The following is a 26851-nucleotide window of genomic DNA, read 5'->3' as shown; positions in this document are numbered from 1 at the left end:
GTGCGCGCTCGGCGCGGCCGCGGCCGCGACCACGGTCTGCTGCGGGGCGAGCGCCACCGTCGACTGACCAGCCGCCGGCGTGATCTTCACCGTGCCCAGGTCGGTGCTGATGCTGGTCAGCTCGTCGGGCACGGAGGGGCTGTTGTTGACGATGGACAGCGCGATCAGCGCCTTGCCGCCCTTGGCGTTGGTGTACTCGGAGCCGTGCGCGGGGAACACGATGTGCACGTTGCGCAGCGCGATCTTGCCGATGTCCGCGTGGTTGCCGTTGATCGCGGCCACCTGGTCCGCGGTCTGTGAGATCTGACCCGCGCTACAGCCGGTCAGTGCAATCGCCGCTCCGGCGGCGAGTGCGGCAACCGGCACCATGCGACGGCGCACCTTTTGCAAGGCGGTCACAGCTTTCAGGGCAGTCACGGGTTGTCCCTCCATGTCGACCGGGCTCACTCCGCTAGGGAGAGTAATAACTAGGGAGCGTAGTAGTTCGTCCGGCGGACCGGGACCCGGGGCTCGCGACTCGCGGGCGGTTGGTAACAACTCGGTCGAGTGCCGACCGGTTGCGGACGTGCTGCCAGCGATGTTCGCGGCTGAGCGCGGGCACAATGCGGGGAGTTAACCCGTTCTGGCACAACATAATGCACACCGACCGGGTCTTGTCAAGCCCTGAGGTTGCCTCGTTGTGGCCCTGACCTGCATGGTTGATCGCGCCGTTACCGAGTCGCATGTTAAACTGTGAACATCGAAAGGGGCACGGGACACATGATTTTTAAGGTCGGAGACACCGTCGTTTACCCCCACCACGGAGCGGCGCTGATCGAAGCTATAGAGACTCGCACCATCAAGGGTGAACAAAAAGAGTATCTGGTCCTGAAGGTCGCCCAGGGCGATCTGACTGTTCGGGTTCCCGCTGAGAACGCCGAATACGTCGGCGTACGTGACGTCGTCGGCCAGGAGGGTCTCGATCGAGTCTTCCAGGTTCTGCGCGCGCCGCACACCGAGGAGCCGACCAACTGGTCCCGCCGCTACAAGGCCAACCTGGAGAAGCTCGCCTCCGGCGATGTGAACAAGGTGGCCGAGGTCGTTCGTGACCTGTGGCGTCGGGAGCAGGATCGCGGGCTGTCCGCCGGCGAGAAGCGCATGCTCGCCAAGGCCCGTCAAATCCTCGTCGGTGAACTCGCGCTTGCCGAGGGCACCGATGACGGCAAGGCCGAGACGCTGCTCGACGAGGTCCTCGCCGCGGCTTCCTGACCGTGAACACATTCGACAACGGTGCTCGTCTCACCGACGGAACCGTCGTTGCTTTGGTGCCTGCCGCCGGTCGCGGCGTCCGCCTGGGTGAAGCCACACCCAAAGCGTTCGTCCCGGTCGGCGGCAGCCCTATGGTCCGGCTCGCCGTCGAAGGTCTCCTGGCCTCCGGCGCGGTCGACCGGATCATCGTTATGGTTCCCGCCGAATTCGTCGAGAGCGCCGTTGCCCTGCTGCCGCCCTCGGATTCGGTACACGTGGTCGTCGGCGGCGCCGAACGCATCGATTCGGTGCGGGCCGGCCTCGCCGCCGCACCCGAGGCCGCCTACTACCTGGTGCACGATGCCGCGCGCGCACTCACCCCACCCGAGCTGATCGCCCGGGTCGCTGCCGAGTTGCGCGCCGGCCATCTCGCCGTCGTTCCCGCGTTGCCGGTCGCCGACACCATCAAGTCGGTCGATGCCGCGGGCGCGGTCACCGGGACCCCCGATCGCGCGCAACTGCGTGCCATCCAGACCCCGCAGGGTTTCGCGGCCGAGCTGTTGCGCTCGGCCTATCTGTCCGAGGGCGTGCAAGCCACCGACGACGCCGGGCTGGTCGAACTGCTCGGCACCCAGGTGCGCACCATCCCCGGCGATCCGCTGGCTTTCAAGATCACCACGCCGCTCGATCTGGTGCTCGCGCACGCCGTGCTGGACGGTGCGGATCGGCGCCGGGCGGTTGCGCGATGACCGCCGGCATGCGGGTCGGCATCGGCAGCGATGTGCACCCGATCGAACCGGGTCGCCCCTGCTGGATGGCGGGCCTGCACTTCGAGGGTGACGACGGCTGCGCCGGGCATTCCGACGGCGATGTCGCCGCGCACGCCCTCTGCGACGCGCTGCTCTCCGCCGCCGGGCTCGGTGATGTCGGCGCGGTCTTCGGCACCGGCCGCCCGGAATGGGCGGGCGTCTCCGGCGCCGCCATGCTGAAGGAAGTGCGCAGGCTGCTCGGCGAAGCCGGGTTCGAGATCGTCAACTCGGCGGTGCAGGTGGTCGGCAATCGGCCGAAGATCGGCCCGCGCCGGGCCGAGGCCCAGCAGGTGCTCGGCGAACTACTCGGTGCGCCGGTCTCGGTGTCGGGCACCACCACCGACGGACTAGGCCTCACCGGCCGCGGCGAGGGCGTTGCCGCGATAGCAACCGCCCTGCTACAAGCCTGTCGCTGACCCCGCTCCGGCGGACCTGAGCCGGGTCCGTGTACAGGCTTATCTACCAGCTAGGATCGAACGCCGTGACATTGCGCCTCTTTGACACCGACACGCGGACCACGCGCGAATTCGCGCCCCTGGTCCCTGGCCGTGCCTCGGTGTACCTGTGTGGCGCCACCGTGCAGGGCGAGCCGCATATCGGCCATGTGCGCAGCGGCGTCGCGTTCGACGTGCTGCGCCGCTGGCTGCTCGCGCACGACTACGACGTGTGGTTCATCCGCAATGTCACCGATATCGAGGACAAGATTCTGCACAAGGCCGCCGAGGCGGGCCGGCCGTGGTGGGAGTGGGCCGCGACCTACGAGCGCGCGTTCGACAACGCCTACGAGACCCTCGGCGTGCTGCCGCCCTCGGTCGAGCCACGGGCCACCGGCCACATCACCCAGATGGTCGACATGATGCAGCGCCTCATCGAGCGCGGGCACGCGTACGCCTCCGCGGGCAACGTCTACTTCGACGTGCAGAGCTATTCCGAGTACGGCAGCCTCTCCGGGCACCGGCTCGACGACGTGCACCAGGGCGAGAGCGCGGGCGAGGGCAAGCGTGACCCGCGCGACTTCACCCTGTGGAAGGCCGCGAAGCCCGGCGAGCCGACCTGGCCCTCGCCATGGGGGCCCGGCCGTCCCGGCTGGCACCTGGAATGCTCCGCGATGGCCGAGTTCTACCTCGGCCCCGAGTTCGACATCCATTGCGGCGGAATGGATCTCGTCTTCCCGCATCACGAGAACGAGATCGCCCAGTCCAAGGCGGCCGGCGACGGTTTCGCGAACTACTGGCTGCACAACGGCTGGGTGACGCTGGGCGGCGAGAAGATGTCCAAGTCCCTGGGCAACGTGCTCTCGGTGCCGAACGTGCTCAAACAGGTTCGCGCCGTGGAACTCCGGTTCTACCTCGGCAGCGCGCACTACCGCTCGATGCTGGAGTACTCGGACAAGGCGCTGCACGACGCGGCCCAGACCTATCAGCGCATCGAGGCGTTCGTGCATCGCACCGCCGATCGCGCGGGCGATATCCCGGTCGGCAAGTGGACCGATGCGTTCGCCGCCGCCATCGATGACGATCTCGCCGTGCCGAAGGCGCTGGCCGAGATTCACCGGGTGGTGCACGAGGGCAACAAGGCGCTGGAGTCCGGCGCCGTGGACAGCGCGCGGGACCTGGCCGGACAGCTGCGCGCGATGCTCGGTATCCTGGGTGTCGACCCGTTGGATCCGCACTGGTTCACCCCGCGCGACTCATCGGCGGCGATCGGTGCGCTGGACGTGCTGGTGCGCGCCGAGCTCGACCGCCGCCAGCAGGCGCGAGCAGCGAAGGATTGGGCGAGTGCCGACGCCGCCCGCGATCGATTGCAGGCAGCCGGAATCGAGGTCACCGACACACCGAACGGTCCCGAGTGGGCCCTTGCCGCTGCGCAGCACTTGCCGCCGGACGCGCAACAACCAGGAAAGGCCGACTGATGGCAGGCAATTCGCAGCGCCGTGGTGCGATCCGCAAGGGCGGCACGAAGAAGGGTGCCGTCGTCGGCTCCGGTGGTAAGCGCAGACGCGGGCTGGAGGGGCGCGGCGCGACCCCGCCCGCCGAGGCGCGCACCAAGCATCCCGCCGCCAAGCGGGCCGCCGCTGCCGCGAAGGCGGCCGCGGCGGGTCGTGGCGGGCCGCGCGGCGGCGGTTCGGGTCGTCCGGCCGGTCGCAAGAACGACGACGGCCCGGAGATGGTGCTCGGCCGCAACCCGGTGGTCGAATGTCTGCGTGCGGGCGTGCCCGCCGCGGCCCTGTATGTCGCCGTCGGCACCGAGAACGACGAGCGGCTGACCGAGAGCGTGAAGCTGGCCGCCGACGCGGGCATCTCCATCCTGGAGGTGCCGCGCACCGATCTGGATCGGTTGAGCGCCAACGGAATGCACCAGGGCCTGGCCCTGCAGGTGCCGCCGTACCGGTACAGCCACCCCGACGATCTGCTCGACCAGGTGCGCAATTCGGCCGAACCGGCGCTGCTCGTCGCGCTGGACAACATCTCGGACCCGCGCAATCTCGGCGCGGTGATCCGCTCGGTCGCCGCGTTCGGCGGCCAGGGCGTGCTGATCCCGCAGCGGCGCAGCGCGAGCGTCACCGCGGTCGCCTGGCGCACGAGTGCGGGCGCCGCGGCCCGGCTGCCGGTCGCCCGGGCCACGAATCTGACTCGCACGCTGAAGGATTGGGCCGCCCAGGGCATCCAGGTGGTCGGTCTCGACGCGGGCGGCGATACCACCCTCGACGATTTCGACGGCCGCGAGCCGACCGTCGTCGTGGTCGGCTCGGAGGGCAAGGGCCTGTCCCGGCTGGTGCGCGAGAACTGTGACGCCATCCTCGGTATACCCATGGCGGGCCCGGTCGAGTCGCTGAATGCCTCGGTGGCCGCGGGCGTCGTGCTCGCCGAGATCGCCCGCCAGCGTCGCCTCTGAGCGGTCCTGCGGCGGCGCTGATCGGCGGGGTCGCGACGGCTTGGGGTCCCGCAACGGCGAAACACCCGGTGGCGCACCGCAACCGGCAATAGCCGCGCACTTGTGGGACGGCCCCGTAGAATTCGGCTCGTGGTGATACCCAATCAGCCGATCGGCAACCCGGTCGAGCATCCGAACGCGACGGCGGTGCTCGCACTCGGGGCGGCCAGCGTGTTCTGCTGTGGCGTGCTCGGCCCGGTGGCATGGGCGTTGGGCAAGCGCGCACTGGATCAGATCGAGCAGTCGCACGGCGCCTACGGCGGTCGCGTTCAGGTGATGGTCGGGTATGTCCTCGGGATCATCGGCACCATCCTGATGATCATCTTCGCCATCCTGTTCCTACTGATCCTGCTGGGCGGCAACGCTTAAGCCTCAGTCCAGGCTCGGCCGTTCCTGGTCCGGGCGCTCGTCCCAGGCCGGCCACTCCGTGCTGATGCTGCCGGTCCAATTGGGCTGGCGGCGTTCCTTGAACGCGGCCATCGCCTCGTCGCCGTCGATGCTCTTACCGACGTGCTGGTTGAGGTCGGACTCCAGCTGCCCGACCACGGCCGGGCTCATGCCGAGCCCCTCCCACAGCAGCCGCTTGGACATCCCCACCGGCAGCGGCGCGGATCCGTTGGCGATGTCGTGCGCGACGGCCAGCGCCATCGGCAGCACTTCGCCGCCGGGCAGGCAGGCATTGGTCAGGCCCATCGCCTTGGCCTCGTCACCGTCGAAGGTGCGTCCGGTCAGCATGATGTCCGCGGCGTTCGCCATGCCGATCAACCGGGGCAGGGTCCAGTGCGCGTAGCCGTCCGCGAGCACCCCGCGCCGCACCTGGTTGAGCCCGTAGACGGCGTCGCGGGCCATGTAGCGCAGATCGCATTGCAGCGCGAGGGCCAGGCCGAGGCCGACCGCGTGGCCGTTCACCGCGGCGATCACCGGTTTGCGGACCCGCCACGGCGGCGGATCGATGGTCGCGCTGACGTCGCCGACGCGGCTCGACAAGTCCGCGCCCGCGCAGAACGCGGGCGGGGTGCCGGTGATCACGACGGCGCGAATGGCGTCTTCGGCGTCGCAGCGCTGTAGTGCGGCGCTCAGCTCGTCGGCCATCGCGGGCGTGCAGGCGTTCTGCTGAGCGGGTCTGTTGAGCGTGAGCACGGCGATGCCGCCGGAGACATCGACGAGCAATTCCGAACTCATGCCAGCGATGTTAGCTCTGTTCAATTTGGCGAGCAGGTCGATTCCCGGCTACTGGACCGTGCGCAGCACCTTGCGACCGATGGCGTATTTGTGGACTTCGGTCGGGCCGTCGTAGAGCCGGAAGGCGCGGATGTCCCGGAAGATCATCTCGACCACCGTCTCGTCGCTGATGCCGATTCCGCCCAAGACCTGCACGCACCGGTCGGCGACCTTGAAGAGTTCCTCGGAGACGAACGATTTGGCGATCGAGCTCTCGTGCCGCGCCTTCTCGCCCTGATCCATCAGCCAGCAGGCGTGCCAGATGGTGAGCCGGCACTGGTGCAGCGCGACCTCGTTGTCCGCCAACATGAACGACACCCCTTCGTGCTCGCCGATCGGCTTGCCGAAGGCGGTCCGGGTGCGCGCGTGCTCGACCGCGATGCTCTGCGCGCGTTCGGCCGCGCCCAGCCAGCGCATGCAGTGCGTGAGCCGGGCCGGGGCCAGCCGCAGCTGGGCGTAGCGCAGGGCCTGCCCGGCCTCGCCGAGCAGCGCCGATTTCGGCAGCGTGAGGTTGTCGAAGCGGACCACGCCGTGCCCGGCGACGTAGTTGCGGTCCATCGTGTTCATGGTGCGTTCGATGACGATGCCCGGCTGATCGCCGTCGGTGAGGAACAGGGTCGGCCCCGCGGGCAGATGCGGGTTCTCGGCGAGCCGGGCCATGATGATCCAGGTCTTGGCGCCGTTGGCCCCGGTGATCAGCCACTTGCGGCCGTCGATGGTGAAGTTCTCGCCGTCGAACGTCGCGGTGGTGGCCAGCTGCGCCGGGTCCGAGCCCGCGCCGTCCGGCTCGGTCATCGCGAACACCGACCGCTGGTGTCCGGCGACCACCGGCACCAGGTAGCGCTCGACCTGTTCCTGGTTCGCGACCTTGGCGAGCAGGAACATATTGCCCTCGTCGGGTGCCGCGCAGTTCATCGCGATCGGGCCGAGGGTCGACCAGCCCGCGGCCTCGTAGATGACCGCCTGCTCGATGTGGCTCAGCCCGCGGCCGCCTAGCGCTTCCGGCGCCTGCACGGTGAGCAGCTTCTCGGCCCGCGCGAGTTCCACCAGTTCCTGACGCAGTTCATCGGTCGGCCCGTGCGCGGTCAGGCGCGGATCGCGCTCGAACGGAACGATCTTGTCGATGACGAACCGGCGGACTCGATCGCGTTCGGCGGCGAGCTCGGCGGGAATCGAGAAGTCGATCATCGTTGGTCACCAATCGTTCGGGGGTGCGTGCGTTCGAGCATACGAAACCCAGCTAGAGCGACTGAAGGCACCCGCCCTCAATGGGTGGGCAGCCGCCTGCCGGGCCGTCACCCGAACGTAGGCACCGCACGGCACGTACGCGTAGAGATCTCCGGCCATATTTCCGACCACCGCACTTCTTTCTACGCTCTCGCGGCCACTCCGGCCTGCCGTGGCGGGTGCGAGCAGCAAGAGAAGTGCGGGAAGGTCAGCGGACGCGGGCCAGTTCGCGGCGGCGGGTGCCGACCACTCGGCAGACCACGTAGATCAGGAACGAGATCGTGGTGACGAAGGTGGAGACCGGGACGCCGGGGGCCAGCGACAGCAGGATGCCGCCCACCGCGGCGAGTTCGGCGAAGACCACGGCCAGCACCGTCGCCCGGACCGGGTCGGCGGTCAGTTGCGCCGCCGCGGCCGCAGGGGTGATCAGCAGCGCGAGTACCAACAGCGCGCCGACGATCTGGACGCCGAACGCCGCGGTGATGCCCAGCAGTACCGCGAACACGATGGACAACGCGCGGACCGGCACGCCGCGAGCGACCGCGACCTCCGGGTCCGAACTGGCGAAAAGCAAAGGGCGGTAGACGATCGCGAGTACCGCGAGCACGCCGGCGGTACAGGCGGCCAGCAGGCCGAGGCCGCCGTTGCCCACGCTGACGACCTGCCCGGTGAGCAGCGAGAACTTCGATCCGGCCCGGTCCGGGCCGAGCCAGAGGAACAGCACGGACAGGCCTAGCCCGAACGACAGCACCACCGCGATCACCGAATCGCGTTCGCGCGCACGGGTTCCGAGCAAACCGAAGAGCACCGCCGCGACCACCGAGCCGGCGATCGCGCCGACCCCGACGCCGATCCCGGCGAGCAGCGCCGCGGCCGCGCCGGTCAGCGACAGCTCACTGGTGCCGTGCACCGCGAACGACATCTGCCTGCTGATGATCAGCGGACCGATCACGCCGGACAGCAAGCCGAGCAGCGCGGCGGCGAGCACCGCCTGCTGCACGAAGTCGTAGGAGAGCAGGTTCGCCGTGGTGCCGACGTCGAACATCTTCGACAAGACGCCGGACAGCTTGTCGATCACGAGCGGGCCCCGGCCGCGTCCGAATCGGAAACCGCTGTGCCCGAGCCGATATCGGCCCCGGCCGCGCCGTGGCAGTGCGCGCCGGCGCTGCCGAGCGCGTCCATCGTGTCCCCGGTGCCGACGACCACCAGCCGCCCCCGCACGCGCAGCACATCCACCTCCGTTTGATACAGCTCCGACAGCACCGCGGAGGTCATCACCTCGTCCGGCGTACCGATCCGGAACTTGCCGTCCACCAGGTACAGCACCCGATCGACCAGCGGCAGAACGGGATTGATCTCGTGGGTGACGAACAGCACGGCGGTGTCGTGGCTGCGGCGGCGTTTGTCGATCAGCTCCGCGACCAGTCGCTGGTTCGCCAGATCCAGGCTGAGCAGCGGCTCGTCACACAGCAGCACCTTCGGGTCGCCGACCAGCGCCTGCGCCACCCGCAGCCGCTGCTGTTCGCCACCGGACATCGTCTCCAGCGGCGCGTGCGCGAACCGCTGCGCGCCGACGTCGGCGATCGCGGCGGCCACCTTGCGCTTGCGCTCGGCGCGCGAGCGGAGCCCGAGGCCCCAGCGGTGCCCGTCCACGCCGAGCCCGACCAGGTCGACCCCGCGCAACTGCACCCCGGCGTCGATCGTCTTCTGTTGCGGCACATAGCCGATATCAGGATTGCCGGTGCGCGCCGGGGCGCCCGCGATCGCGGCGGTGCCCGCGCTGAGTCCCTGCTGGCCGAGCAGGACCTTCAGCAGCGAGGTCTTGCCCGATCCGTTGGGGCCGAGGACGGCGACGAATTCACCGGCCGCCACGTCCAGATCCAGGTCCTGCCAGAGCGTCCGTTCGCCGTACGACAGGCGGGCGCCGTCGAGCCGCACCGCCGAGACGTCGTTCGCGGTCGCCCGCGCCGGTTCGGTGTGTTCGGTCAGCGCGGCTCCCTGGTGCATGGCGGTGGTGGTCAACGCAACGCCGCGGCGAGTGCTTCGGCGTTCTTGGTCTGCCACTGAATGTAATCCACCCCGTCCGGCAGGGTTTCGGTCACCTCGACGACGGGAATGCCCGCGGACTGGGCGATCGTGCGCAGCTCCTTGGTGATCTTGTCCTGGGTCTGCACGTTGTAGACCAGTGCGCGAACCTGCTTGCCGGTCAACAGTTCCCGGGTGGCGGCCACCGCGGCGGGCGCGGGGTCGGTCTCCTGCTCGATCGCCTCCTGGAACTCGTGCGGCGTCCGGTCCTCGGCGCCCGCGGTCAGCAGCAGGTAGTGCGCGAGCGGCTCGGTCTGCAGCACAGGCGTTTTCGGATGTTCGGCGGCAACCTTGGCGGCGATCGCGACGATCGCGCCGAGCTTGTCCTTGAAGGCCGTGGCCCGCTCGGTGTACCCCGGCGCGTGGTCCGGATCCAGCGCGCCCAGTTCGGTCGCGATCTTGTCGGCCACCAGCCCGACGGTCTTCAGGTCGTAGAAGACGTGCTCGTTCTCGTCGCTCTGGTCGGCGCGCAGGGCGAAGGCGTCCACCGTGCGCTTGTTCTTGCCCGCGACGGCCTTCTCTGCGAATTCGTCGTAGCCGCCGCCGTTGTAGACGATCAGGTCGGCGTCGCTCAATTTCGCCGATTCGACGGCGGAGGTCTCGTGCGAGTGCGGGTCCGCGGTCGGGTCACTGATCAGCGATTCGACCTTCGCGTCCGGTCCGGCGATCGCGGTGGCGATATTGCCCCAGGCGTTGGTGGACGCGATGACCGACGGTGTGCCGGAATCCTCGGTGCTGCCGCAGGCGGTGAGCGTGACCGCGGTGGCCACTCCGACGGCGATACCTGCGAGTCTGCGGGCGAGTCGGGTCTTCACGCGGCACTCCTGGAACGCATAACAGCTGGTGACGCACTCGAGCGGGTGATACAGCGCAGCTTAATGGAAATGGTTTCTGTTTCACTTTAGCAACTGCGCGCCGCCGACACGAGCCGGGCCCGCCGACTGCCGTGCGCGGACGGCGGCCGACGGGCCCGGAAAACCACGAAGGACCAGTTAAACGAGAGCCTCCACCGGCTGCCCGAGCAGCTGCGCACACCGCAGCAGACCGAGGTGGCTGTAGGCCTGCGGGTGATTACCGAGCGAACGCTCGGCAACCGGATCGTATTCCTCGCTGAGCAGTCCGGTCGGTCCGGCCACGTCGACCAGCTGGGCGAACAGCGCTTCGGCGTCCGAGCGCTTGCCGATCAACAGGTAGGCCTCGACCAGCCAGGCCGCGCAGAGGTGGAAGCCGCCCTCGCCGCCGGGCAGCCCGTCGTCGTGGTGGTACCGGTACACCGTCGAGCCGCTGCGCAATTCGGCCTCGGTCGCGACCACGGTCGCGGCGAAGCGCGGATCGGACGGATCGATCAGTCCGCTCAACCCGATGTGCAGGGTGGCCGCGTCCAGGTCGGTGCCGTCGTAGGCGGCGGTGAACGACTGGACCTCGTCGTTCCAGCCCTTGGTCTTCACCTCGTCGGCGATGGTCTCGCGCAGCACCGCCCAGGCCGGATCGACCTCGCGGCCGAACTTCTGGGCCAGCGTCAGCGCGCGATCGATGGTCATCCAGCCCATCACCTTCGAGTACACGTGGTGGCGCGGGTTGCCGCGGATCTCCCAGATGCCGTGGTCGGGTTCCTGCCAGCGCCGCTGCACCGCGGAAACCATGGCGCGCACCAGTTCCCAGTCCGCGTCGGGCAGCGCCCGGGCCGGGTCGGTGCTGCCCTTGAGTTCGCGCGCGTGCGCCAGGCTCGCGATCAGATCGACGATCGGGCCGAACACGTCCAACTGCACCTGCATGTTGGCCGCGTTGCCGACCCGCACCGGGCGCGAGCCCGCGTAGCCGGGCAGTTGGTCGATCACGGCTTCGTCTCCAGCACGCGGTGCACCCAGTCGAGGAACTGCTCGGCCTCGCCGAGCGAGCCGAGCGAGACCAGCGCCTGCGCGGTGAGCGAGGCGTCGCGCAGCCAGCAGTAGCGGTAGTCCCAGTTGCGCACGCCGCCGATGTCCTCCGGCAGCGAAGTGGTCGCGGCGGCCAGGATGGAACCCGACGGCGCGTGCACGAGCCCGCGCAGCGTCAGTGCCGAGCGCTTCATCAGATCCGGCTTCAGCGAGGGCAGATCCAGTGTGCCCGCCCACTGCGACCAGTAGCCCTCCGCAATGCGCCTGCGTTCCAGCTCCGCGGTCTGCGCGGGGCCGAGATCGGAGGTGCCACAGCGCATCTCGAGCACGATCGGGCCCTGCGACGGATCGACCACGGCGCGCGCGGAGTCGTGCGTGCCGTCGCTGACGATCTGCCATTCCAGGCCGGGGGAGCGCAGCACCATCGGATCGTTGGTGCCGAGTACCCGCAGCCCGTTCGCGTCCGCCTCGATGGTCACCGGCACCTGGCCGAATTCCGGCCGCGGCGCGAAGGTCACCACCGCGCGCGCGTCGCCGGTGATCACCCGGGTGAGGTCGGTCCGGGTCGGCGCCACGTCGTGCGGCAGGTAGTCGACCACTTGCAAACTCGCCCAGCGGGTTTCGACGGTCATGGTGCTGTCGATATAGCGCTGCGAAAGCGGCAGGCCCGCGCGTTCCGGCTCGATGGTGAAGTGGCCGGCCTGCGGACCGCCGAGCAGATGCGCGAACACCGCGGCCGAATCCGGTTCGGGGTGACAGAACCAGGTGACCGTGGCGTCGGGGGTCAGCAGCGCCACCGAGCGCGGGCTGGCCAGCATGGTCAGCCGCTCGATCCGGGGTGCGCTCGCGCCGGCCAGCCAGGTGCGCCGCTCCTCGAGCAGGAAGGCCAGCGCGCACGACACGTCCTCGGTGCTCTCGACGCGGTACTTGGCCAGGCTCTCGCCCTCGCCGACCTTGATGCCGAGGTCGGGGCCGGACAGGACGCGGAAGGCCTTCTCGTCGGTCACGTCGTCGCCGAGGAACACCGCGGCGGACGCGCCGTCCTGATGGCGGATGGTGTCGAGGGCGGTGCCCTTGTCGGTCTGCACCACGGCCAGCTCGATGACGGCCTTGCCCTCGGTCACCTGCACGCCGAACCAGCAGGCGGGGCCCTGTCTGACCTGGGTCAGCGCCCGGTGCCCGATCTCCGGGCTCGCGTTGCGCACGTGCAGTGCGACGCTGGCCGGTTTGATCTCGACCGTCACGCCCGGGTTCTCGGCGGCGACCTGGGTCAGCGCCGTCTGCACCTCTTGCAGTAAGTGTTTGGCGTCGTTGTCGATCGCGTGCACGAAGCCCACGTCGAATTCCGAGCCGTGGCTACCGATCAGCTGCACTTCGACCGGCAGGCGCGAGAGCGCCGCGAGGTCGCGCAGTGCACGGCCGGAGATGACCGCCGCGGTCGTACCGGTGAGCCCGGCGAGCGCGCGTAACGCGCTCACCGATTCCCGGTGCGGAAACGCCTTGGCCGGGTCGGACACGATGGGCGCAAGCGTCCCGTCGTAATCCGAGGCGACCAAGAGTCGTGGCACGCGCGCGACCGTCGACAGTGCACGACGAAGTTCCAGTGGCAAATCCTGTGCGCTCACGCATCCAACCTAGTGATCGGAGGAGTTTTTTCAGGGGCGGGCAGAACAATACTGGGTTGATTTCGCCGCACCGACGCCCGCCGCTATGCGTGCGTTGTGTCTGATTTTCCGCGCGTTGGGCCGATCTCGCTCGCCGCCGCCGGGATTCGGGTCCGAACGGCGGCGATCGATGACCGCGACGCATGCGCTGCGATCACACGGACGCCCGGCGGCGCGGGCACGGCTCCCGCAAAACTCGCGCTAACCCGCAGACGACAACGGTGAACGGGCGCCGTTGCGGAGTTTCCGGCGGTGCATCGTTTTCGGATGTGATCTTCCACACCAGCATGCCGACGGTCCGGAATTTTGCCGGATATGCGCGGGCTGTCTGGTGCCGGGCGGCGTCGCGCAGCGCGCCGAAACTTCCCCAGGGCGGGGAACTAGGAGTTCTCGCCGAGCAGCAGATCGACGGTGAGTTCGAGGCGTTCGGTCACGTCGGTCGCCGAGGCGCGCCGGGTCAGCCAGGCCACCAGGTTCGACAACCAGACGTCGCTGATCACCCTGGCGATGGCGAGCTGGCGGTCGGTGGGTTCACCGTCGTTCATGGCGCGGGCGAACAGCCGGTCCATCACCTTGCCGACCCGATCGACCTCGGCGGCCGCGGACGCGTCGGCGAACATGAACGCGCGGGTCATCGCCTCGGTGAGCAGCGGGTCGCGCTGCATCATCCGGGTGATCTGGGTGAGCAGCAGGTGCATGCGCTCCTGCGGTGACTGCCCGGCAAGCGGCTTGCGCTTGCTCTCGATCTGCTCGAACTCACGCGAGAGCGCGGACACCAGCAGGTGCACTTTCGAGGGGAAGTACCGGTACAGCGTCCCGACTGCGACATCGGCGCGTTCGGCCACCGCGCGCATCTGCACCGCGTCGTATCCGCCCTTGGAGGCCAGCGCCAGCGTCGCGTCCAGAATCCGCTTGCGGCGTTCCCGCTGCGCGGCCGAACTCAGCTCGTCCTCACTCAGCGTGGCGACCGGCGCCGGACTCGAGTCGGTCGGCTGCGATCGGGAGGGGCTGGCCATGGATAAGCGTCCTTTCCGGAAACATCATTTCGGTACTGGCCTGGGCGGCGGTTCGGGCTCCGCGGTCGTCTCTTGACTTCCGCACAGCTAGGATATTAGAACATGTTCTAGGTGTGGGAGTCACGCCGGGAAGGCGGTACGGAGTGTGACCATCGCCACCACTGACGAGCATAAAGCCGTCCAGGAGTCGATGCGCGGATGGGCCGGATCAGCCCGTCCGATTGCAACAATGCGGACCGATCCGAGCGCCTTCTGGCGCGCGTATTGGCCCGGTCTGGCCGACCTCGGCATCTTCCGGGTCGCCGTCGCCGAGGACGCGGGCGGCGCCGGCGGTTCGGTGGCCGACCTGGCCGTGCTGCTCGAGCAGGCCGCGCACGATCTGGTCGGCGGGCCGGTGCTGAGTACGGCGCTGGCCAATCTGATCACCGCGGGACGGCTCGATGAGCAGCAACCGTGCGGTGTCGCGCTGGACGTCCTTGTCGGCGCGCAGGTCACTGTACCCGCCGCCGCGGACGCTTTGTCGCTCACCGGTTCCTGGGACGCCGTGCTCGGCGCGGCGCCGGAAACCGCCGTGTTGCTACCGGTTTCGACTCCGAGCGGGCGGCGCTGGGTGCTGGTGCCGCCGGACGCCGACGGCCTGCGCGTGGAACCGCTCGCGCCGCTGGACCTGAGCACGCCGCTGGCGCGGGTGCACTGCGCCGATGTGCGGGTGCCCGCCGAACAGATATTCGCCCCGGCCCACGCGGTCGAGGATCTGCTGGTGGTGCTGGCCGCCGCCGAACTGGCCGGGCTGGCCGGCTGGTGTCTGACGACCGCGGTCGAATACGCCAAGGTACGTGCGCAATTCGGCCGCAAGATCGGCTCGTTCCAGGCGGTCAAGCACATCTGCGCCTGGATGCTCTGCCGGACCGAACTGATCCGCGCGGTGGCCGCCGACGCCGCCGCCGCGGTCGACGAGGGCGGCGCGGAGCTGCCGATCGCGGCCGCGATCGCCGCGGCGATCGCCTTGGACGCGGCCGTCGAGACCGCCAAGGACTGCATCCAGGTGCTCGGCGGCATCGGCTTCACCTGGGAGCACGATGCGCACCTCTACCTGCGCCGCGCGGTGGCCCTGCGGCAACTGCTCGGTGGTTCGGCGCACTGGCGCGCCCGGGTGACCGAGCTGACCCGCGCCGGGCACCGCCGCACCACCGGGGCCGACCGGATCTTCGCGGCCGAGGGCGTGGGCGCCGTGGACGACGATCGGGCCGGGGAGCTGGCCGCCGAGGTGGCCCGGATCGCGGCGCTGCCCGCCGACCGGCAACGCGAAGCGATGGTCGAGGCCGGTCTGGTCATGCCGCACTGGCCGAAACCCTTCGGCCGCGGCGCGGATCCGATGACCGGCCTGTTGATCTCGGAAGAACTGCGCCGGGCCGGGCTCGCGGCGCCGGATCTGGCGATCGGCGGCTGGGCGGTGCCCACGCTGCTCCAGCACGGCAGCCCGGAGCAGATCGAGCGGTTCGCCTGGCCGACCCTGCGCGGCGAGGTCGTCTGGTGCCAGCTGTTCAGTGAGCCCGAGGCCGGATCCGATCTGGCCGCGTTGCGCACCACCGCGAAACAGGTGGACGGCGGCTGGGTGCTGCGCGGCCAGAAGGTCTGGACTTCGTTGGGCGACAAGGCCAATTGGGGTATCTGCCTGGCCCGCACCGATCCCGACGCGCCGAAACACCGGGGCATCAGCTACTTCCTGGTCGACATGCACAGCGCGGGGGTCGAGGTGCGCCCGCTGGTGCAGATCACCGGCGAGGCCCGGTTCACCGAGGTGTTCCTCGACGACGTCTTCGTGCCGGACGACGCACTGGTCGGCGCACTGCACAACGGGTGGAAGATCGCCCGCTCGACCCTGTCGACCGAGCGGGTCGCCATGGGCGGCAACGGAATCGGTCCCGCGCTTGAGGAACTGATCGCGAAACTCCCGGCCACCGGCCCCGGCGCGGAGCTGACCAACGACCGGCTCGGCGGGTTCGTCGCCGAGGCGATCGCCGGGCTCCTGCTCGAGCAGCGGGCCGCCGTAGCGATGCTCGCGGGCGGCGACCCCGGCGCACAGAGCAGCGTGCGCAAACTCGTCGGCGTCCGGCATCGGCAGGCGGTCGCGGAATTCGCTGCCGAGACGGCAGGTCCCACCGGTGCGCACGACTCCGAGGTGGTAAAAGAATTCCTGCTCACACGCTGTTTATCGATCGCAGGGGGTACCGAACAGATCTTGCTGACCGTGGCCGGTGAGCGGATCCTCGGGCTACCTCGCGACGCCGACAGCTAGTCGACGAGTCAACTGGAGTAAAGCGTGGACTTCACCAGGGACGAAGGTCAGGACGCGGTGGCCGAGGTCGTCGTGAGTTTATTGGAGCGTGAACCGGCCCGGGATATCGCGTTGTGGCCGAGTCTGGTCGAGAGCGGGCTGCTCTCGGTGGCGCTGCCGGAGCGCTTCGGCGGCGACGGCATGGGCCTGCCCGAGGTATCGGTGCTGCTCACCGAGCTGGCGACCGACGCGGTCGCGGTGCCCGCCCTGCCGACGCTGGGTTTCGGCGTGCTGCCGCTGCTGTCGCTGCTGCCCGACGCGCTCGCCGAGCGGGTGTTCACCGAGGTGGCGCAGGGTGCGGTGCTCACCGCGGCGCTCAGTGAGCCCGCCGCGCCGTTCGCGGTCAAGCCGGAGACGGCGGCGGTCGTCGAGGGCGGTACGGTGCGGATCACCGGTCACAAGATCGCCGTGCCCTACGCGGAGCAGGCGCGCTGGCTGCTGATTCCGACCAATTCCGGTATCGCACTTGTCGATTCGGCGGCCAAGGGGGTGATCCGGGTGCCGTCGCCGGTATCGGGCGGTATTCCGGAGTGCACCGTGCGGCTCGATCGCGTGGAGATCCCGGCGGAGCAGCTGTTGCCCGGCGGCCTCGCGCAGCTGCACCGCCTGGCCGTCGCCACGATCGGCGCCGTCGCGGACGGGCTGCTGAAGGGCGCGCTCGTGCTCACCGCCGAACATCTGCGCACCCGGCGGCAATTCGGCCGCCCGCTGGCCGAATTCCAGGCCGTCGCCCAGCAGATCGCCGACCTCTACGTCGTGTCGCGCACCCTGCATGTCGCCGCGGTCTCGGCGAATTGGGCTCTGGCGCAAGATGATTCCAGCCCTGAGCATCAGGAACGGATCGACGACGATCTCGACGTGCTCGCCTACAGCGTGGCCGCGGATCTGCCCGCCGCCATGCAGAAGTGTCATCACCTGCACGGCGGGCTCGGTGTGGACATCACCCACCCGATGCACCGCTACTACTCACAAGCCAAGGACATCGCTCGCTGGCTCGGCGGCGCATCGTTCCGACTAGATCGATTGGGGGCCAGATGTTCATCGACCTGACCACCGAGCAACGCCGGCTGCGCGACGAATTGCGTTCGTACTTCGCCGATCTCGTCACCCCTGCGGAAGAGGCGGCGATGTCGGTGAACCGGCACGGCGACGCCTATCGCGCCGTGGTCCGCCGGATGGGCCGCGACGGCTGGCTCGGCGTCGGCTGGCCCAAACAGTACGGCGGGCAGGGTTTCGGCCCGCTCGAACAGCAGATCTTCTACAACGAGGCGGTGCGCGCGGATGTGCCGCTGCCGCTGGTCACGCTGCTGACCGTGGGCCCGACCCTGCAGCAGTTCGGCACCGAGGCGCAGAAGAGCCAGTTCCTGCCCGGAATCCTCTCCGGCGACATCCATTTCGCGATCGGCTACTCCGAGCCCGAGGCGGGCACCGACCTGGCCTCGCTGCGCACCGCCGCGGTCCGCGACGACTCGGGCGACTGGATCGTCAACGGGCAGAAGATCTTCACCACCGGCGCGCACGAGGCCGACTACATCTGGCTGGCCTGCCGCACCGGCTCGGTCGAGTCGCGACACCGCGGCATCACCATCCTGATCGCGGACACCACCGACCCCGGCTATTCGTGGACGCCCATCATCACCTGCGATGGCGCGCACCACACCAACGCCACCTACTTCGACGACGTCCGGGTGCCGGCCGACATGCTGGTGGGCGAGGAGAACAAGGGCTGGCGGTTGATCACGACCCAGCTCAACCACGAGCGGGTCGGCCTCGGTCCGTCCGGCAAGATCGAGCAACTCTATGACCGGGTGCGGGCCTGGGCGCAGCCGCGCGGGGTGCTCGGCGAGACCGACGTGCGCCGTTCGCTGGGCCGCATCCACGCCATGGTCCGGTTGAACGAGCTGCTGAACTGGCAGGTGGCCGCGACCTCGGCCAGTGCCGACCCCGACCCCAACGGCGTGATCGCGGACGCCTCGGCGACCAAGGTCTTCTCCACCGAGTCGCTGCAGGAGGCCGGCCGGCTTGCCGAGGAGATCGTCGGGCGCTACGGCGATCCGGCCGATGCGGGCACCGCGGAGCTGCTCACCTGGCTGGACCGGCGGACCAAGCAGAACCTGGTGGTGACCTTCGGCGGCGGTGTCAACGAGGTGATGCGCGAGTTGGTCGCCACCGCCGGGCTGAACCTGCCGCGAGTACCCAGATAGCCACACCCACAGCTAGTCGAGAAGGAGCCGCGCGTGCCGGAAACCACCAGTCCGGAAGCGATAGTCGCCGCCGCCGAACGGATCAAGGCGGAGGGGGATTGCGCGCGCCGCCTCGCGCGCGACCCGGTGAACCAGCCGATGATCAACAACTGGGTCGAGGCGCTCGGCGACACCAACCCGATCTACGTGGACGAGGCCGCCGCCAAGGCGGCAGGCCATCCGGGCATCGTCGCTCCGCCGGCCATGGCGCAGGTGTGGACGATGTTCGGGCTCAACGGGTTCCGGCCCGCCGACGATCCGATGGGCAAGGCGGTCGAGCTGCTCGACGCGGCCGGTTTCACCTCCGTCGTCGCCACCGACTGCCAGCAGACCTACCACCGGTACCTCAACGTCGGCGAGCAGGTGAGCGCGACCAGCCGGCTCTCCGATATCCGTGGTCCCAAGCGCACCGCGCTGGGTGAGGGCTGGTTCGTCACCTTCCTGACCAGCTGGTACGTCGGTGATGAGCTGGTTGCCGAAATGCTGTTCCGGCTGCTGAAATTCGCGCCGGGCACCGGTGCCGCGGCGCAGGCCCCGGCCGGCGAGCGGGTCAAACCGCTGGTCTCCTGGGACACCGAATTCTTCTGGGACGGAACGAAAGCGGGCGAACTGCGGATTCAGCAGCTGCCCGACGGTTCGCTGCGGCATCCGCCGATTCCGGCCCTGTGGAAGGACAAGTCGGAGCAGACCGACTACGTGGTCGCCTCGGGCGAGGGCACCGTTTTCAGTTATGTCGTGCACCATGCGCCGAAGGTGCCGGGGCGGCAACTGCCGTTCGTGGTCGCGCTGGTCGAATTGGCGGAAGGAGTGCGGATGCTCGGCGAACTGCGCGGCATCGAGCCCGATGCGGTCGAGGTCGGGTTGCCCGTCCGGGTCGAGTTCGAGCGGCTCGACGAGGAGACCACGCTGCCGGTCTGGCAGGTGATCGCATGACGACGACCGCCGAACCGACCTCGGTAGCGGTCGGCACCGTGCTGCCCGAGCTGGTGATCGAGGCCGATCCCACCTTCGTGATCAGTACCGCCTTGGCTACCAGGGACTTTCAGGATGTCCACCACGACAGGGACAAGGCCGTCGCCCGGGGTTCCAAGGACATCTTCGTCAACATCCTCACCGATACCGGCATCGTGCAGCGCTTCGTCACCGACTGGGCCGGACCGCGCGCGGTGCTGAAGTCGATCTCGCTGCGTCTCGGGGTCCCGCTGTACGCGGGGGACACGCTGACCCTGTCCGGCACGGTCTGCGCGCTGGACGGCGACGACATCCATATCGACGTGGTGGGCCGGGACAGCCTCGGCGACCACGTGACGGCGAAAGTCGTTGTCGCCTATCGGAGGACAGCCTGATGACCGACCTGAGCATCGCCGGGCGTGCGGCCATCGCCGGCATCGGCGCCACCGATTTCTCCAAGGACTCCGGGCGCAGCGAACTGCGCCTGGCCGCCGAGGCGGTCAACGCCGCGCTGGCCGACGCCGGTCTCACGCCCGGCGACGTCGACGGCCTGACCACCTTCACCATGGACACCAACACCCAGGCCGCGGTCGCCAGGGCGGTCGGCATCCCGCAGCTGAAGTTCTTCAGCCACATCGGTTACGGCGGCGGCGCGGCCTGTGCCACCATCCAGCAGGCGGCCATGGCGGTGGCCACCGGCATCGCCGATGTGGTGGTGGCCTACCGCGCCTTCAACGAGCGGTCGGTCTCCCGGTTCGGTCAGTTCTCCACCGCGCTCGCGACCGCACCGACCTCCTCGGGCATCGACGCGGGCTGGTCCTATCCGCAGGGCCTGGGCACGCCCGCCGCGCAGGTGGCCATGGTGGCCCGGCGCTACATGCACGTATACGGCGCTACCAGTGCGGATTTCGGCCGGGTCGCGGTCGCCGACCGCAAGCACGCCGCGGTGAATCCGGCCGCGTTCTTCTACGGCAAGCCGATTTCCCTGGATGACCACCAGAATTCGCGCTGGATCGCCGAACCCCTGCACCTGCTCGACTGCTGTCAGGAGTCCGACGGCGGGGTGGCGATCGTGGTGACCAGCGTCGAACGAGCCCGCGACCTACCGCAGCGACCCGCCGTGATCGCCGCCGCTGCACAGGGTTCCGGCGCCGACCAGTACGTCATGACGAGCTACTACCGCGACGCCATGGACGGCCTGCCGGAAATGGGTCTGGTCGGCGACCAGCTCTGGGCGCAGAGCGGTTTGCGGCCCGAGGACATGCAGGCCGCGATCCTCTACGACCACTTCACCCCGTTCGTGCTCATGCAATTGGAGGAGCTCGGTTTCTGCGGGCGCGGCGAGGCCAAGGATTTCATCGCCGACGGCGCCATCGAGGTCGGCGGCAGGCTGCCGCTGAACACCCACGGCGGCCAGCTCGGGGAGGCCTACATCCACGGCATGAACGGTATCGCCGAGGCGGTCCGCCAGATTCGCGGCACCTCGGTGAACCCGGTGGACGACCTGACGAACATCCTGGTCACCGCCGGTACCGGCGTGCCGACGTCGGGTTTGGTGCTCAGCGCCAACTGATCCCACTTCCGTTGGCCCCGAAAGCGCGCGGGGCCAACGGAAGTGCGTCAGTGTTCCGGTTTGCCGGGCTGATCGTGGGTGGAGCAGTGGATGCCGCCGCCGCCCGCGGCGATCTCGTCGATCGGCACCGGAACGACGTCGCGGCCCGGCAGGTGATCGCGCAGGATGCCCTGCGCGCGATCGTCGGCGGCGCGGTCGCCGAACTCGGGCAGGAACACCGCGCCGTTGGCGATGTAGAAGTTCGCGTAGCTGGACACGAATTCCTCGCCCTCGCCGGTGATCCGGTCGGGATCGGGCTGGGGCAGGTCGATCACCTCGAGCTTGCGTCCGCGCGCGTCGGTCGCCTCCGCCAGCACGCGCCGGGCCTGATCGCTGGAGCGCGACCAGGAATCGGCGGGTGCGCCGGGAAAAGGCTTGTCCAGCAGGACGACTCCCGGCGCGATGTAGCGGACCAGGCAGTCGACGTGCGCGTCGGTGATGTCCTCGCCGCGCACCCCCTCGAACCAGATCACCTTCTCGATGCCGAGGGTCTGCTTCAATTCCGCCTCGAGCTGGTCGCGGCTCTTGCCCGGGTTGCGGTTGTCGTTGACGATCGAACTCTCGGTGACCAGTAGCGTGCCCTGACCGTCGGTCTCCAACGCGCCGCCCTCGCCGACGAACGGCGCCGAGCAACTGGGAATGTGGTAGCGCGACAGCAGGTTCCGACCGAGCGGGCCGTCGTTGGGATGCGGCTGCTTGTTGCCCCAGCCGTTGAAGTGCAGGTCGACGCCGACGGCCTGGCCCGCCTGTTCGACGAAGACCGGGACGGTATCCCGGGCCCACAGGTCGTCGACCTCGAGCGCAATCACCTCGACACCGCTGCCGCACTGCTTTTGCGCGTCTTTCACCTGGCCGGCCCTGGCCAGCATGACCACGTACTCGTACTCGGCGATCTCGCGCGCCAGCCCGGCGATGTCCTTGCGCACGTCGCCGAGATAGTTGCCCCAGATCGCGGCCTGCGCCGGCCAGGACATGTAGGTGCGGGCGTGGCTCTCCCATTCGGCGCCGAAGCGGCCGCCGGGACCGGCAGGCGCCGGCGTCGGCGTCGCGGTCGCGGACGGCTCCGACGAACCGCACGCCGACATGCCCGCGGCGAGCAGGCCCGCCCCCGCGAGGACGCTGAACACAGAACGGCGAGACATGGGGTTCTCCATAACGGGCTCCGATAGTCGGTGAATCTCCGGGCGAGAATCCTGACTAAAAGTTTAGTCAGGATTGCACTGTAGCATTGACCCCATGTCTCGTCGTGATTCGATCTTGGAGTCGGCCGCCCGCGTGGTCGCGCAGCGCGGTATCCGTGGCCTACGGGTGGAGGAGCTGGCCGAGGCGGCCGGCGTCTCCACCTCGCTGATCTACTACCACTTCAAGGACAGAGCGGGCCTGCTCGCGCAGACCCTGGACTTCATCAGCACCCGCGCCGAGCGCTACACCGATGCCGAGATCGACGCCGACGCAGACCCGGTCGGCCACCTCGAGCAGGTGCTGCTGCTGGAATTGCAGGACCTGCCGGTGGTGGTGGAGAACAGCATCGCGTGGGGCGAATACTGCTCCGCCGCCATCTTCCAGCCCGAGCTCCGCGATCAACTGCGCGAGGCCACGGCGCGCTGGAACGGCTACCTGAGCGAGGTGATCGGTACGGCCCAGCAGCGCGGTCTCGTCGATGCCGAGGTGGTCCCCCGCGATGCGGCCGAACGGCTCACCGCGCTGGTCGAGGGGCTCAGCATGCGCTGGCTGAGCGGTTCGCTCGAGCTCGCGCGCGCTCGCGAATTGGTCTGCGGCGCCATCGCTCTCGAACTCGGCCGGGTCGGGGTCGCGTGAGCACCCGGCATCTCGTCGACGCGCACGTCCTGCTCATCCGGGACGGTCGATTGCTGCTCAGCAAGCGGCGCGGCACCGACGAATTCGACGGCCGCTGGCATCTTCCGGCGGGCAAGGTCGAGGTGGGCGAGTCGGTGACCGCCGCGGCGGTCCGCGAGGCGAACGAGGAGATCGGCGTCCGCATCGACCCGGCCGACCTGCGCCATGTCCACACCGCGCACGTCATCGGCAACGGACACGAGCCACGACTCGGTCTCTTCTTCGAGGTCCGGACCTGGCGCGGTGAGCCGGTCAACCGCGAGCCGGACAAGTGCTACGAACTGCGCTGGTTTCCCCTCGACGCCCTCCCTGCCGACATCATCGCCTATCCCACCGCGGGCATCAGCGCCCTGACCACCGGTGCCACCTACAGTGAGCGCGGGTGGACTGCCGAGACGACGAACCTTCCGGCCCAGCTCGGCCTATCGGAGTCCGGCGCTGCCATCGAGTTCGACCCGGTCGCCGCGCCGGATCCCCCCCCGCTCGGCGGCTTTCGATGAAACGTGAAGCGCTTCGGGCGCACTCAGCGTTGCTCGGCACCGACTCCGCGGAAGAAGGCCGACAGCAGCGCGGTCAGTTGGCCGACGCTGTGGGCGGTTCCGGGCGTGAGATCGGCGCGCGTGCCCGCGAATCGGTCGAAAACCGCGCCTTCGAGGACAGCGATGAAGTCGGCGGCCGCAGCCTCGGGGTCGGCCACTTCCATGACGTCGAACAGGTCTCGGGCGCGCTCGACGGAAAAGAGGCTGCGAGCCAGCCGCGGGCGTAGGTCGGCATCCGGCAGCAGCTCGAGAATCAGGGCGTGCCGGACGATCAGATGACTGCGGCGTTCGGCGAGTAGGCGGTCGAGCCAGGCGGCGATGGCGGCCGCGACGGACTCGGGCATCAGCGATCCGGGTGGTGCGAGTTGTGCGGTGGTGAAGTCCGCACGGGATCGGCTCGTGATCCGCTCCACGATTGCTTCGATGAGTGCGCGTTTCGTCCGGTAGTAATACGAGCTCGATCCGGCGGGCAAGGTCAGCGCGGTGTCGAGGGCGCGGTGGGTCAGCGCTCGAATGCCCTGGGCGGCAATCAGTTCGATGGCGGCGTCGACGATCAGTGCGCGCCGGTCGGGTGTGGACATGATCACCTTTCTGGTCTCGTCGAAGCCGATCCTCTACAACTGTAGAGGATCGGATTTCATCCTGGAGATCGGGGTTCTCATGTCGGCTATCGAAGCCGCGGCCGTCGCGCTCGACGCGGATCAGGCGCGGGCGGCGCAACGCCTGGCGGAGCTGGTGGACCGGCGCGGGCGGCCGGTGCGGCGGCACCGGGGGATCTATCTGCACGGCAGGCCAGGGCGCGGCAAAACGATGGTGATGGATCGCTTCTTCGCCGCGGTGACCTCGGAGCGTAAGCGCCGCTTCCACTTTCATCAGTTCTTCGCCCGGCTGCACGCGGCGGCGCACGCGTCCGGATCGATCGACAAGGCGGTCGCCGCGTTGCTCGGCGACGCCCGGCTGGTGTGTTTCGACGAATTCCACGTGCACGATATCGGCGACGCGATGCTCATCGCGCGGATGCTCGACGCGCTGTTCGCCCGCCACGTCGTGCTGGTGGTCACCTCGAACTATCCGCCCGCGCAGCTACTGCCCAATCCGCTGTTCCACGACCGGTTCCTGCCGACGATCGCCCGCATCACCGCCCATTTGGACGTGGTGTCCCTGGACGGCCCGCTGGATTACCGCACCCGTGGATCCGCCGGCGGGCGTTCCGGTTTCGCGGCGGGGCGGTACCTGCTCGAGCGTGCCGCCCCGGAACCCGCGGCGGTGGCGCCGGTCGCGGTGCCGATCGGCGCGCGGACCATCCTGGCCAGAAAGGCCGACGGCGACTGCTTGGAGATCGAATTCGCCGCGCTCTGCGGCACTCCCACCGCCGCTGCCGACTATGTCGCACTGGCGCACCGCTTTCGGCGCTGGACCATCGTGGATGTGCCCCGTTTGTCCGAGGTGCCACCGGACTGGGCGATGCGTTTCGTCAATGTGGTCGATGTGCTCTACGACGCGGATCGCGAGCTCGGAATCGCCGCGCGGGTGCCTTTGCCGGAGTTGGTAGACGGTGTACACGACATCCCCGATATTTCGCGGCTCGCCAGCCGCCTTTGTGAACTTTCCCAATTGGTAGCTTCTTCCGTCGGATAGTTGTGCAATGAACCGGCGACCTGCCCCTGAGCAGCGGGATTCATTGATAAAGAGGATCAATTCCGAAGTATTCGATTCCATCCCGAGCGGACCGCTCGGCATGTAACTATGTGGCTGTTTTGTGCAGTACTCAGGTTTGGTGGTAATCAGTGGCCGGGGCGCGATCGCCGATATTGCGCGTGATCGTTCTGATCACGCTGCTGGCGTTTGCCGCGTTCGCGTTACGGGGACACATCCCAGGGGTGACCGAATCCCGCGACCAGTCCGCCTCGCCCTCGGCGCTGTCGGTGGCCCTGATGCCGGTGCTGCTCACCGTGTCCATGGTCATTCTGCTCGCGGGCGTGATAGCGAGCCAGCATCGGCTGCCGCTGGCCATGCCGGAACCCGACCGCGACGCCGACCGGCCGCGTGGCGGTCTCGGCCGGGTCGGGCTGCTGGTGCTGGCGGGTCTCGCCGTGCTGGCCATGATCCTCTCGGCCGCCTCGGCGATCTTCTTCGTGGGCGTCGGCGGCGAGGACAGCGCGCCACCGAGCCCCGCCGAGGCGCCGAACCCCGGCCGGCCACCGGACGAATTCGCCACCAGCGCACCCGACCCCGGCGCCACGCCCGCGGAACTGACCGGCACCGCGTTCCTGCTCACCGCCGTCGCGGCGATCGCACTGGTCGTCGTCGCCCTGGCCGGGCTCGTTGTGGTCACCGTCGCGTCCCGGCGTCAGCCCGCGCCCGCGCCGCCGCCGCTGGTCGTCGTGCCGCCCACCGCGGTGGACTCGCTGGCCAGGGCCGCCGAAATGGGCTTGGCCGCAATGAATGTGCCGGGCCAGGACCCACGCACCGCGATCATCGCCTGCTACGTAGCGATGGAACGCGGGCTCGCCTTCGATCGCGCTGCCGCACCGCTGGTTTCGGATACGCCCATGGAGGTGCTCGCCCGCGCGTTCGAGCGCGGCGCGCTGCACGACGCTTCGGCCCGGGAATTGGTCGCCCTGTTCGAGGAGGCCAGATTCAGCCCGCACGCGATGCTCGAATGGCAGCGGATGCGGGCGGAGCAGCTTTTGCGGATCGTGCTCGCGGATCTGCAAGGGGAGGCAGCATGAGAGAGCGGGAGGCAGTTTGAATCGAATGGCCGTTGTCCTCGGCGCGGCGGTGGTGATCGCCGTGATCGAGCTGGTGACCTTCGAAAAGGCGCGCGGCATCATGTTGTTCGCCGTCGCGATCCCGGTCGCGCTCGCGTTGGCCTGGCTGGTCTGGTCGCTGCTCGACCGGGGCGAGCCGCGCACCTTCGACGAGATCGACGAGATCGAGAACGGTCCCGCCGAGATGCTGCGCCGCTGGCATGCCAGGGCGCAGATGCTCGCCGATCGTGCCGAGGGCACCCGCGCGGACTGGGACCGGCACCTGCGGCCGTTGCTGGCCAAGGAGTTCGAGCTGTCCAGCGGGCAGCGGGTGGCGAAGAACCGCCGCGCCACCGAGGCCGCCGGGATCCACCTGTTCGGACCCGAGCTGTGGCGCTGGGTGGACCCGGCCAACTCGGCATTGCGTGATCAGACCACAAGGGCACCGGGCCGGGCGGCACTGGACGAGATCCTGAGCCGCCTGCAGAGAATGTGAAATGG

26 protein-coding genes and 1 pseudogene are annotated in these 26851 nt (G+C 69.0%); 17 read left to right on the top strand and 10 right to left on the bottom strand.

Annotation, left to right across the window (positions count from 1 at the left end; translation table 11 throughout):
- The coding region (locus TY25_RS13900; RefSeq protein WP_042256374.1) for a copper chaperone PCu(A)C domain-containing protein at positions 1–399 on the bottom strand (399 nt) is incomplete at its 3' end.
- Positions 400–759: 360 nt separating this feature from the next.
- On the opposite strand from TY25_RS13900, the gene carD reads away from it, so the two are divergent.
- The 6 genes from carD to TY25_RS13870 all read left to right on the top strand — a co-directional run bounded on the left by carD (position 760) and on the right by TY25_RS13870 (position 5339).
- On the top strand, positions 760–1248 hold the full coding sequence (gene carD, locus TY25_RS13895) for an RNA polymerase-binding transcription factor CarD (protein ID WP_011206964.1): 489 nt from the start codon (positions 760–762) through the stop codon (positions 1246–1248).
- Positions 1249–1250: 2 nt separating this feature from the next.
- Entirely contained in the window at positions 1251–1976 is a 726-nt protein-coding gene (gene ispD / locus TY25_RS13890; protein WP_042256372.1) for a 2-C-methyl-D-erythritol 4-phosphate cytidylyltransferase, read from the top strand.
- 8 nt (positions 1977–1984) lie between these two features.
- A complete protein-coding gene (gene ispF / locus TY25_RS13885; RefSeq protein WP_042256405.1) occupies positions 1985–2452 on the top strand; it encodes a 2-C-methyl-D-erythritol 2,4-cyclodiphosphate synthase in 468 nt (155 codons plus the stop codon).
- A 65-nt stretch (positions 2453–2517) separates the two neighbouring features.
- Positions 2518–3948 (top strand): cysteine--tRNA ligase, encoded by a 1431-nt coding sequence (gene cysS / locus TY25_RS13880; RefSeq protein WP_042256370.1) that lies wholly within the window; start codon positions 2518–2520, stop codon positions 3946–3948.
- A complete protein-coding gene (gene rlmB, locus TY25_RS13875) occupies positions 3948–4931 on the top strand; it encodes a 23S rRNA (guanosine(2251)-2'-O)-methyltransferase RlmB (protein WP_042256368.1) in 984 nt (327 codons plus the stop codon). Before cysS ends, rlmB begins: the two co-directional genes overlap by 1 nt.
- A gap of 129 nt (positions 4932–5060) precedes the next feature.
- Positions 5061–5339, top strand: coding sequence for a DUF4190 domain-containing protein (locus TY25_RS13870; RefSeq protein WP_042256367.1), 279 nt, complete (start codon positions 5061–5063; stop codon positions 5337–5339).
- Between the two features lie 3 nt (positions 5340–5342).
- Here TY25_RS13870 and TY25_RS13865 read toward each other — a convergent pair whose 3' ends face one another.
- From TY25_RS13865 to kstR, 7 genes and pseudogenes are all read right to left on the bottom strand, one after another.
- Positions 5343–6152 (bottom strand): enoyl-CoA hydratase/isomerase family protein, encoded by an 810-nt coding sequence (locus TY25_RS13865; protein ID WP_042256365.1) that lies wholly within the window; start codon positions 6150–6152, stop codon positions 5343–5345.
- Between the two features lie 48 nt (positions 6153–6200).
- Positions 6201–7379, bottom strand: coding sequence for an acyl-CoA dehydrogenase family protein (locus TY25_RS13860; RefSeq protein WP_042256364.1), 1179 nt, complete (start codon positions 7377–7379; stop codon positions 6201–6203).
- A 247-nt stretch (positions 7380–7626) separates the two neighbouring features.
- A complete protein-coding gene (locus tag TY25_RS13855; protein WP_088607263.1) occupies positions 7627–8463 on the bottom strand; it encodes a metal ABC transporter permease in 837 nt (278 codons plus the stop codon).
- 29 nt (positions 8464–8492) lie between these two features.
- Positions 8493–9440: a metal ABC transporter ATP-binding protein gene (locus TY25_RS13850; protein ID WP_052382959.1), complete on the bottom strand. Its 948-nt coding sequence runs from the start codon at positions 9438–9440 to the stop codon at positions 8493–8495.
- Positions 9437–10318 (bottom strand): metal ABC transporter solute-binding protein, Zn/Mn family, encoded by an 882-nt coding sequence (locus TY25_RS13845; protein ID WP_042256361.1) that lies wholly within the window; start codon positions 10316–10318, stop codon positions 9437–9439. The genes TY25_RS13850 and TY25_RS13845 overlap by 4 nt, the downstream gene beginning before the upstream one ends.
- Before the next feature lie 177 nt (positions 10319–10495).
- A pseudogene (gene otsB, locus TY25_RS13840) lies at positions 10496–13005 on the bottom strand (trehalose-phosphatase).
- Positions 13006–13424: 419 nt separating this feature from the next.
- A complete protein-coding gene (gene kstR / locus TY25_RS13835; protein ID WP_014981327.1) occupies positions 13425–14060 on the bottom strand; it encodes a cholesterol catabolism transcriptional regulator KstR in 636 nt (211 codons plus the stop codon).
- A 145-nt stretch (positions 14061–14205) separates the two neighbouring features.
- Between kstR and TY25_RS13830 the strand changes: the two genes are divergently transcribed.
- Genes TY25_RS13830 through TY25_RS13805 form a run of 6 tightly spaced genes read left to right on the top strand, consistent with a single transcriptional unit; the run spans position 14206 to position 21165 of the window.
- The gene (locus tag TY25_RS13830; protein ID WP_042256359.1) at positions 14206–16359 is read left to right on the top strand and encodes an acyl-CoA dehydrogenase family protein; all 2154 of its coding nucleotides are present in this window, start codon (positions 14206–14208) and stop codon (positions 16357–16359) included.
- A 24-nt stretch (positions 16360–16383) separates the two neighbouring features.
- On the top strand, positions 16384–17448 hold the full coding sequence (locus TY25_RS13825; RefSeq protein WP_042256358.1) for an acyl-CoA dehydrogenase family protein: 1065 nt from the start codon (positions 16384–16386) through the stop codon (positions 17446–17448).
- A complete protein-coding gene (locus TY25_RS13820) occupies positions 17433–18602 on the top strand; it encodes an acyl-CoA dehydrogenase family protein (RefSeq protein WP_042256356.1) in 1170 nt (389 codons plus the stop codon). Before TY25_RS13825 ends, TY25_RS13820 begins: the two co-directional genes overlap by 16 nt.
- 33 nt (positions 18603–18635) lie before the next feature.
- Entirely contained in the window at positions 18636–19574 is a 939-nt protein-coding gene (locus TY25_RS13815) for a bifunctional MaoC family dehydratase N-terminal/OB-fold nucleic acid binding domain-containing protein (protein WP_042256354.1), read from the top strand.
- The gene (locus TY25_RS13810) at positions 19571–19987 is read left to right on the top strand and encodes a MaoC family dehydratase (RefSeq protein ID WP_042256353.1); all 417 of its coding nucleotides are present in this window, start codon (positions 19571–19573) and stop codon (positions 19985–19987) included. Before TY25_RS13815 ends, TY25_RS13810 begins: the two co-directional genes overlap by 4 nt.
- Positions 19987–21165, top strand: coding sequence for a lipid-transfer protein (locus TY25_RS13805; protein ID WP_042256351.1), 1179 nt, complete (start codon positions 19987–19989; stop codon positions 21163–21165). The genes TY25_RS13810 and TY25_RS13805 overlap by 1 nt, the downstream gene beginning before the upstream one ends.
- Before the next feature lie 47 nt (positions 21166–21212).
- On the opposite strand, the gene TY25_RS13800 is transcribed toward TY25_RS13805, so the two are convergent.
- Complete coding sequence (locus TY25_RS13800) at positions 21213–22346, bottom strand: agmatine deiminase family protein (RefSeq protein ID WP_042256349.1); 1134 nt, start codon at positions 22344–22346, stop codon at positions 21213–21215.
- Positions 22347–22440: 94 nt separating this feature from the next.
- Here TY25_RS13800 and TY25_RS13795 point away from each other — a divergent pair, with 94 nt between their 5' ends.
- A complete protein-coding gene (locus TY25_RS13795) occupies positions 22441–23022 on the top strand; it encodes a TetR/AcrR family transcriptional regulator (protein WP_042256347.1) in 582 nt (193 codons plus the stop codon).
- A complete protein-coding gene (locus TY25_RS13790; protein WP_226887083.1) occupies positions 23019–23561 on the top strand; it encodes an NUDIX hydrolase in 543 nt (180 codons plus the stop codon). The genes TY25_RS13795 and TY25_RS13790 overlap by 4 nt, the downstream gene beginning before the upstream one ends.
- A gap of 23 nt (positions 23562–23584) precedes the next feature.
- Here the strand turns inward: TY25_RS13790 and TY25_RS13785 are convergent, their stop codons facing one another.
- On the bottom strand, positions 23585–24181 hold the full coding sequence (locus tag TY25_RS13785; RefSeq protein WP_042256346.1) for a TetR/AcrR family transcriptional regulator: 597 nt from the start codon (positions 24179–24181) through the stop codon (positions 23585–23587).
- A gap of 79 nt (positions 24182–24260) precedes the next feature.
- On the opposite strand from TY25_RS13785, the gene zapE reads away from it, so the two are divergent.
- The 3 genes from zapE (at position 24261) to TY25_RS13770 (ending at position 26846) form a co-directional block, all read left to right on the top strand.
- Positions 24261–25238 (top strand): cell division protein ZapE, encoded by a 978-nt coding sequence (gene zapE / locus TY25_RS13780; protein ID WP_042256400.1) that lies wholly within the window; start codon positions 24261–24263, stop codon positions 25236–25238.
- Between the two features lie 179 nt (positions 25239–25417).
- A complete protein-coding gene (locus TY25_RS13775; protein WP_042256397.1) occupies positions 25418–26332 on the top strand; it encodes a DUF4129 domain-containing protein in 915 nt (304 codons plus the stop codon).
- Positions 26333–26357: 25 nt separating this feature from the next.
- A complete protein-coding gene (locus TY25_RS13770; protein WP_014981341.1) occupies positions 26358–26846 on the top strand; it encodes a hypothetical protein in 489 nt (162 codons plus the stop codon).
- The last annotated feature ends 5 nt before the right edge of the window (positions 26847–26851 follow it).

It is taken from the genome of Nocardia brasiliensis NBRC 14402, assembly GCF_000308475.2.
In the GTDB taxonomy this organism is placed as follows: Bacteria; Actinomycetota; Actinomycetes; order Mycobacteriales; family Mycobacteriaceae; genus Nocardia; species Nocardia brasiliensis.
Note: the sequence above shows the minus strand (reverse complement) of the source record. Positions and strands in the feature narration are given on the sequence as shown.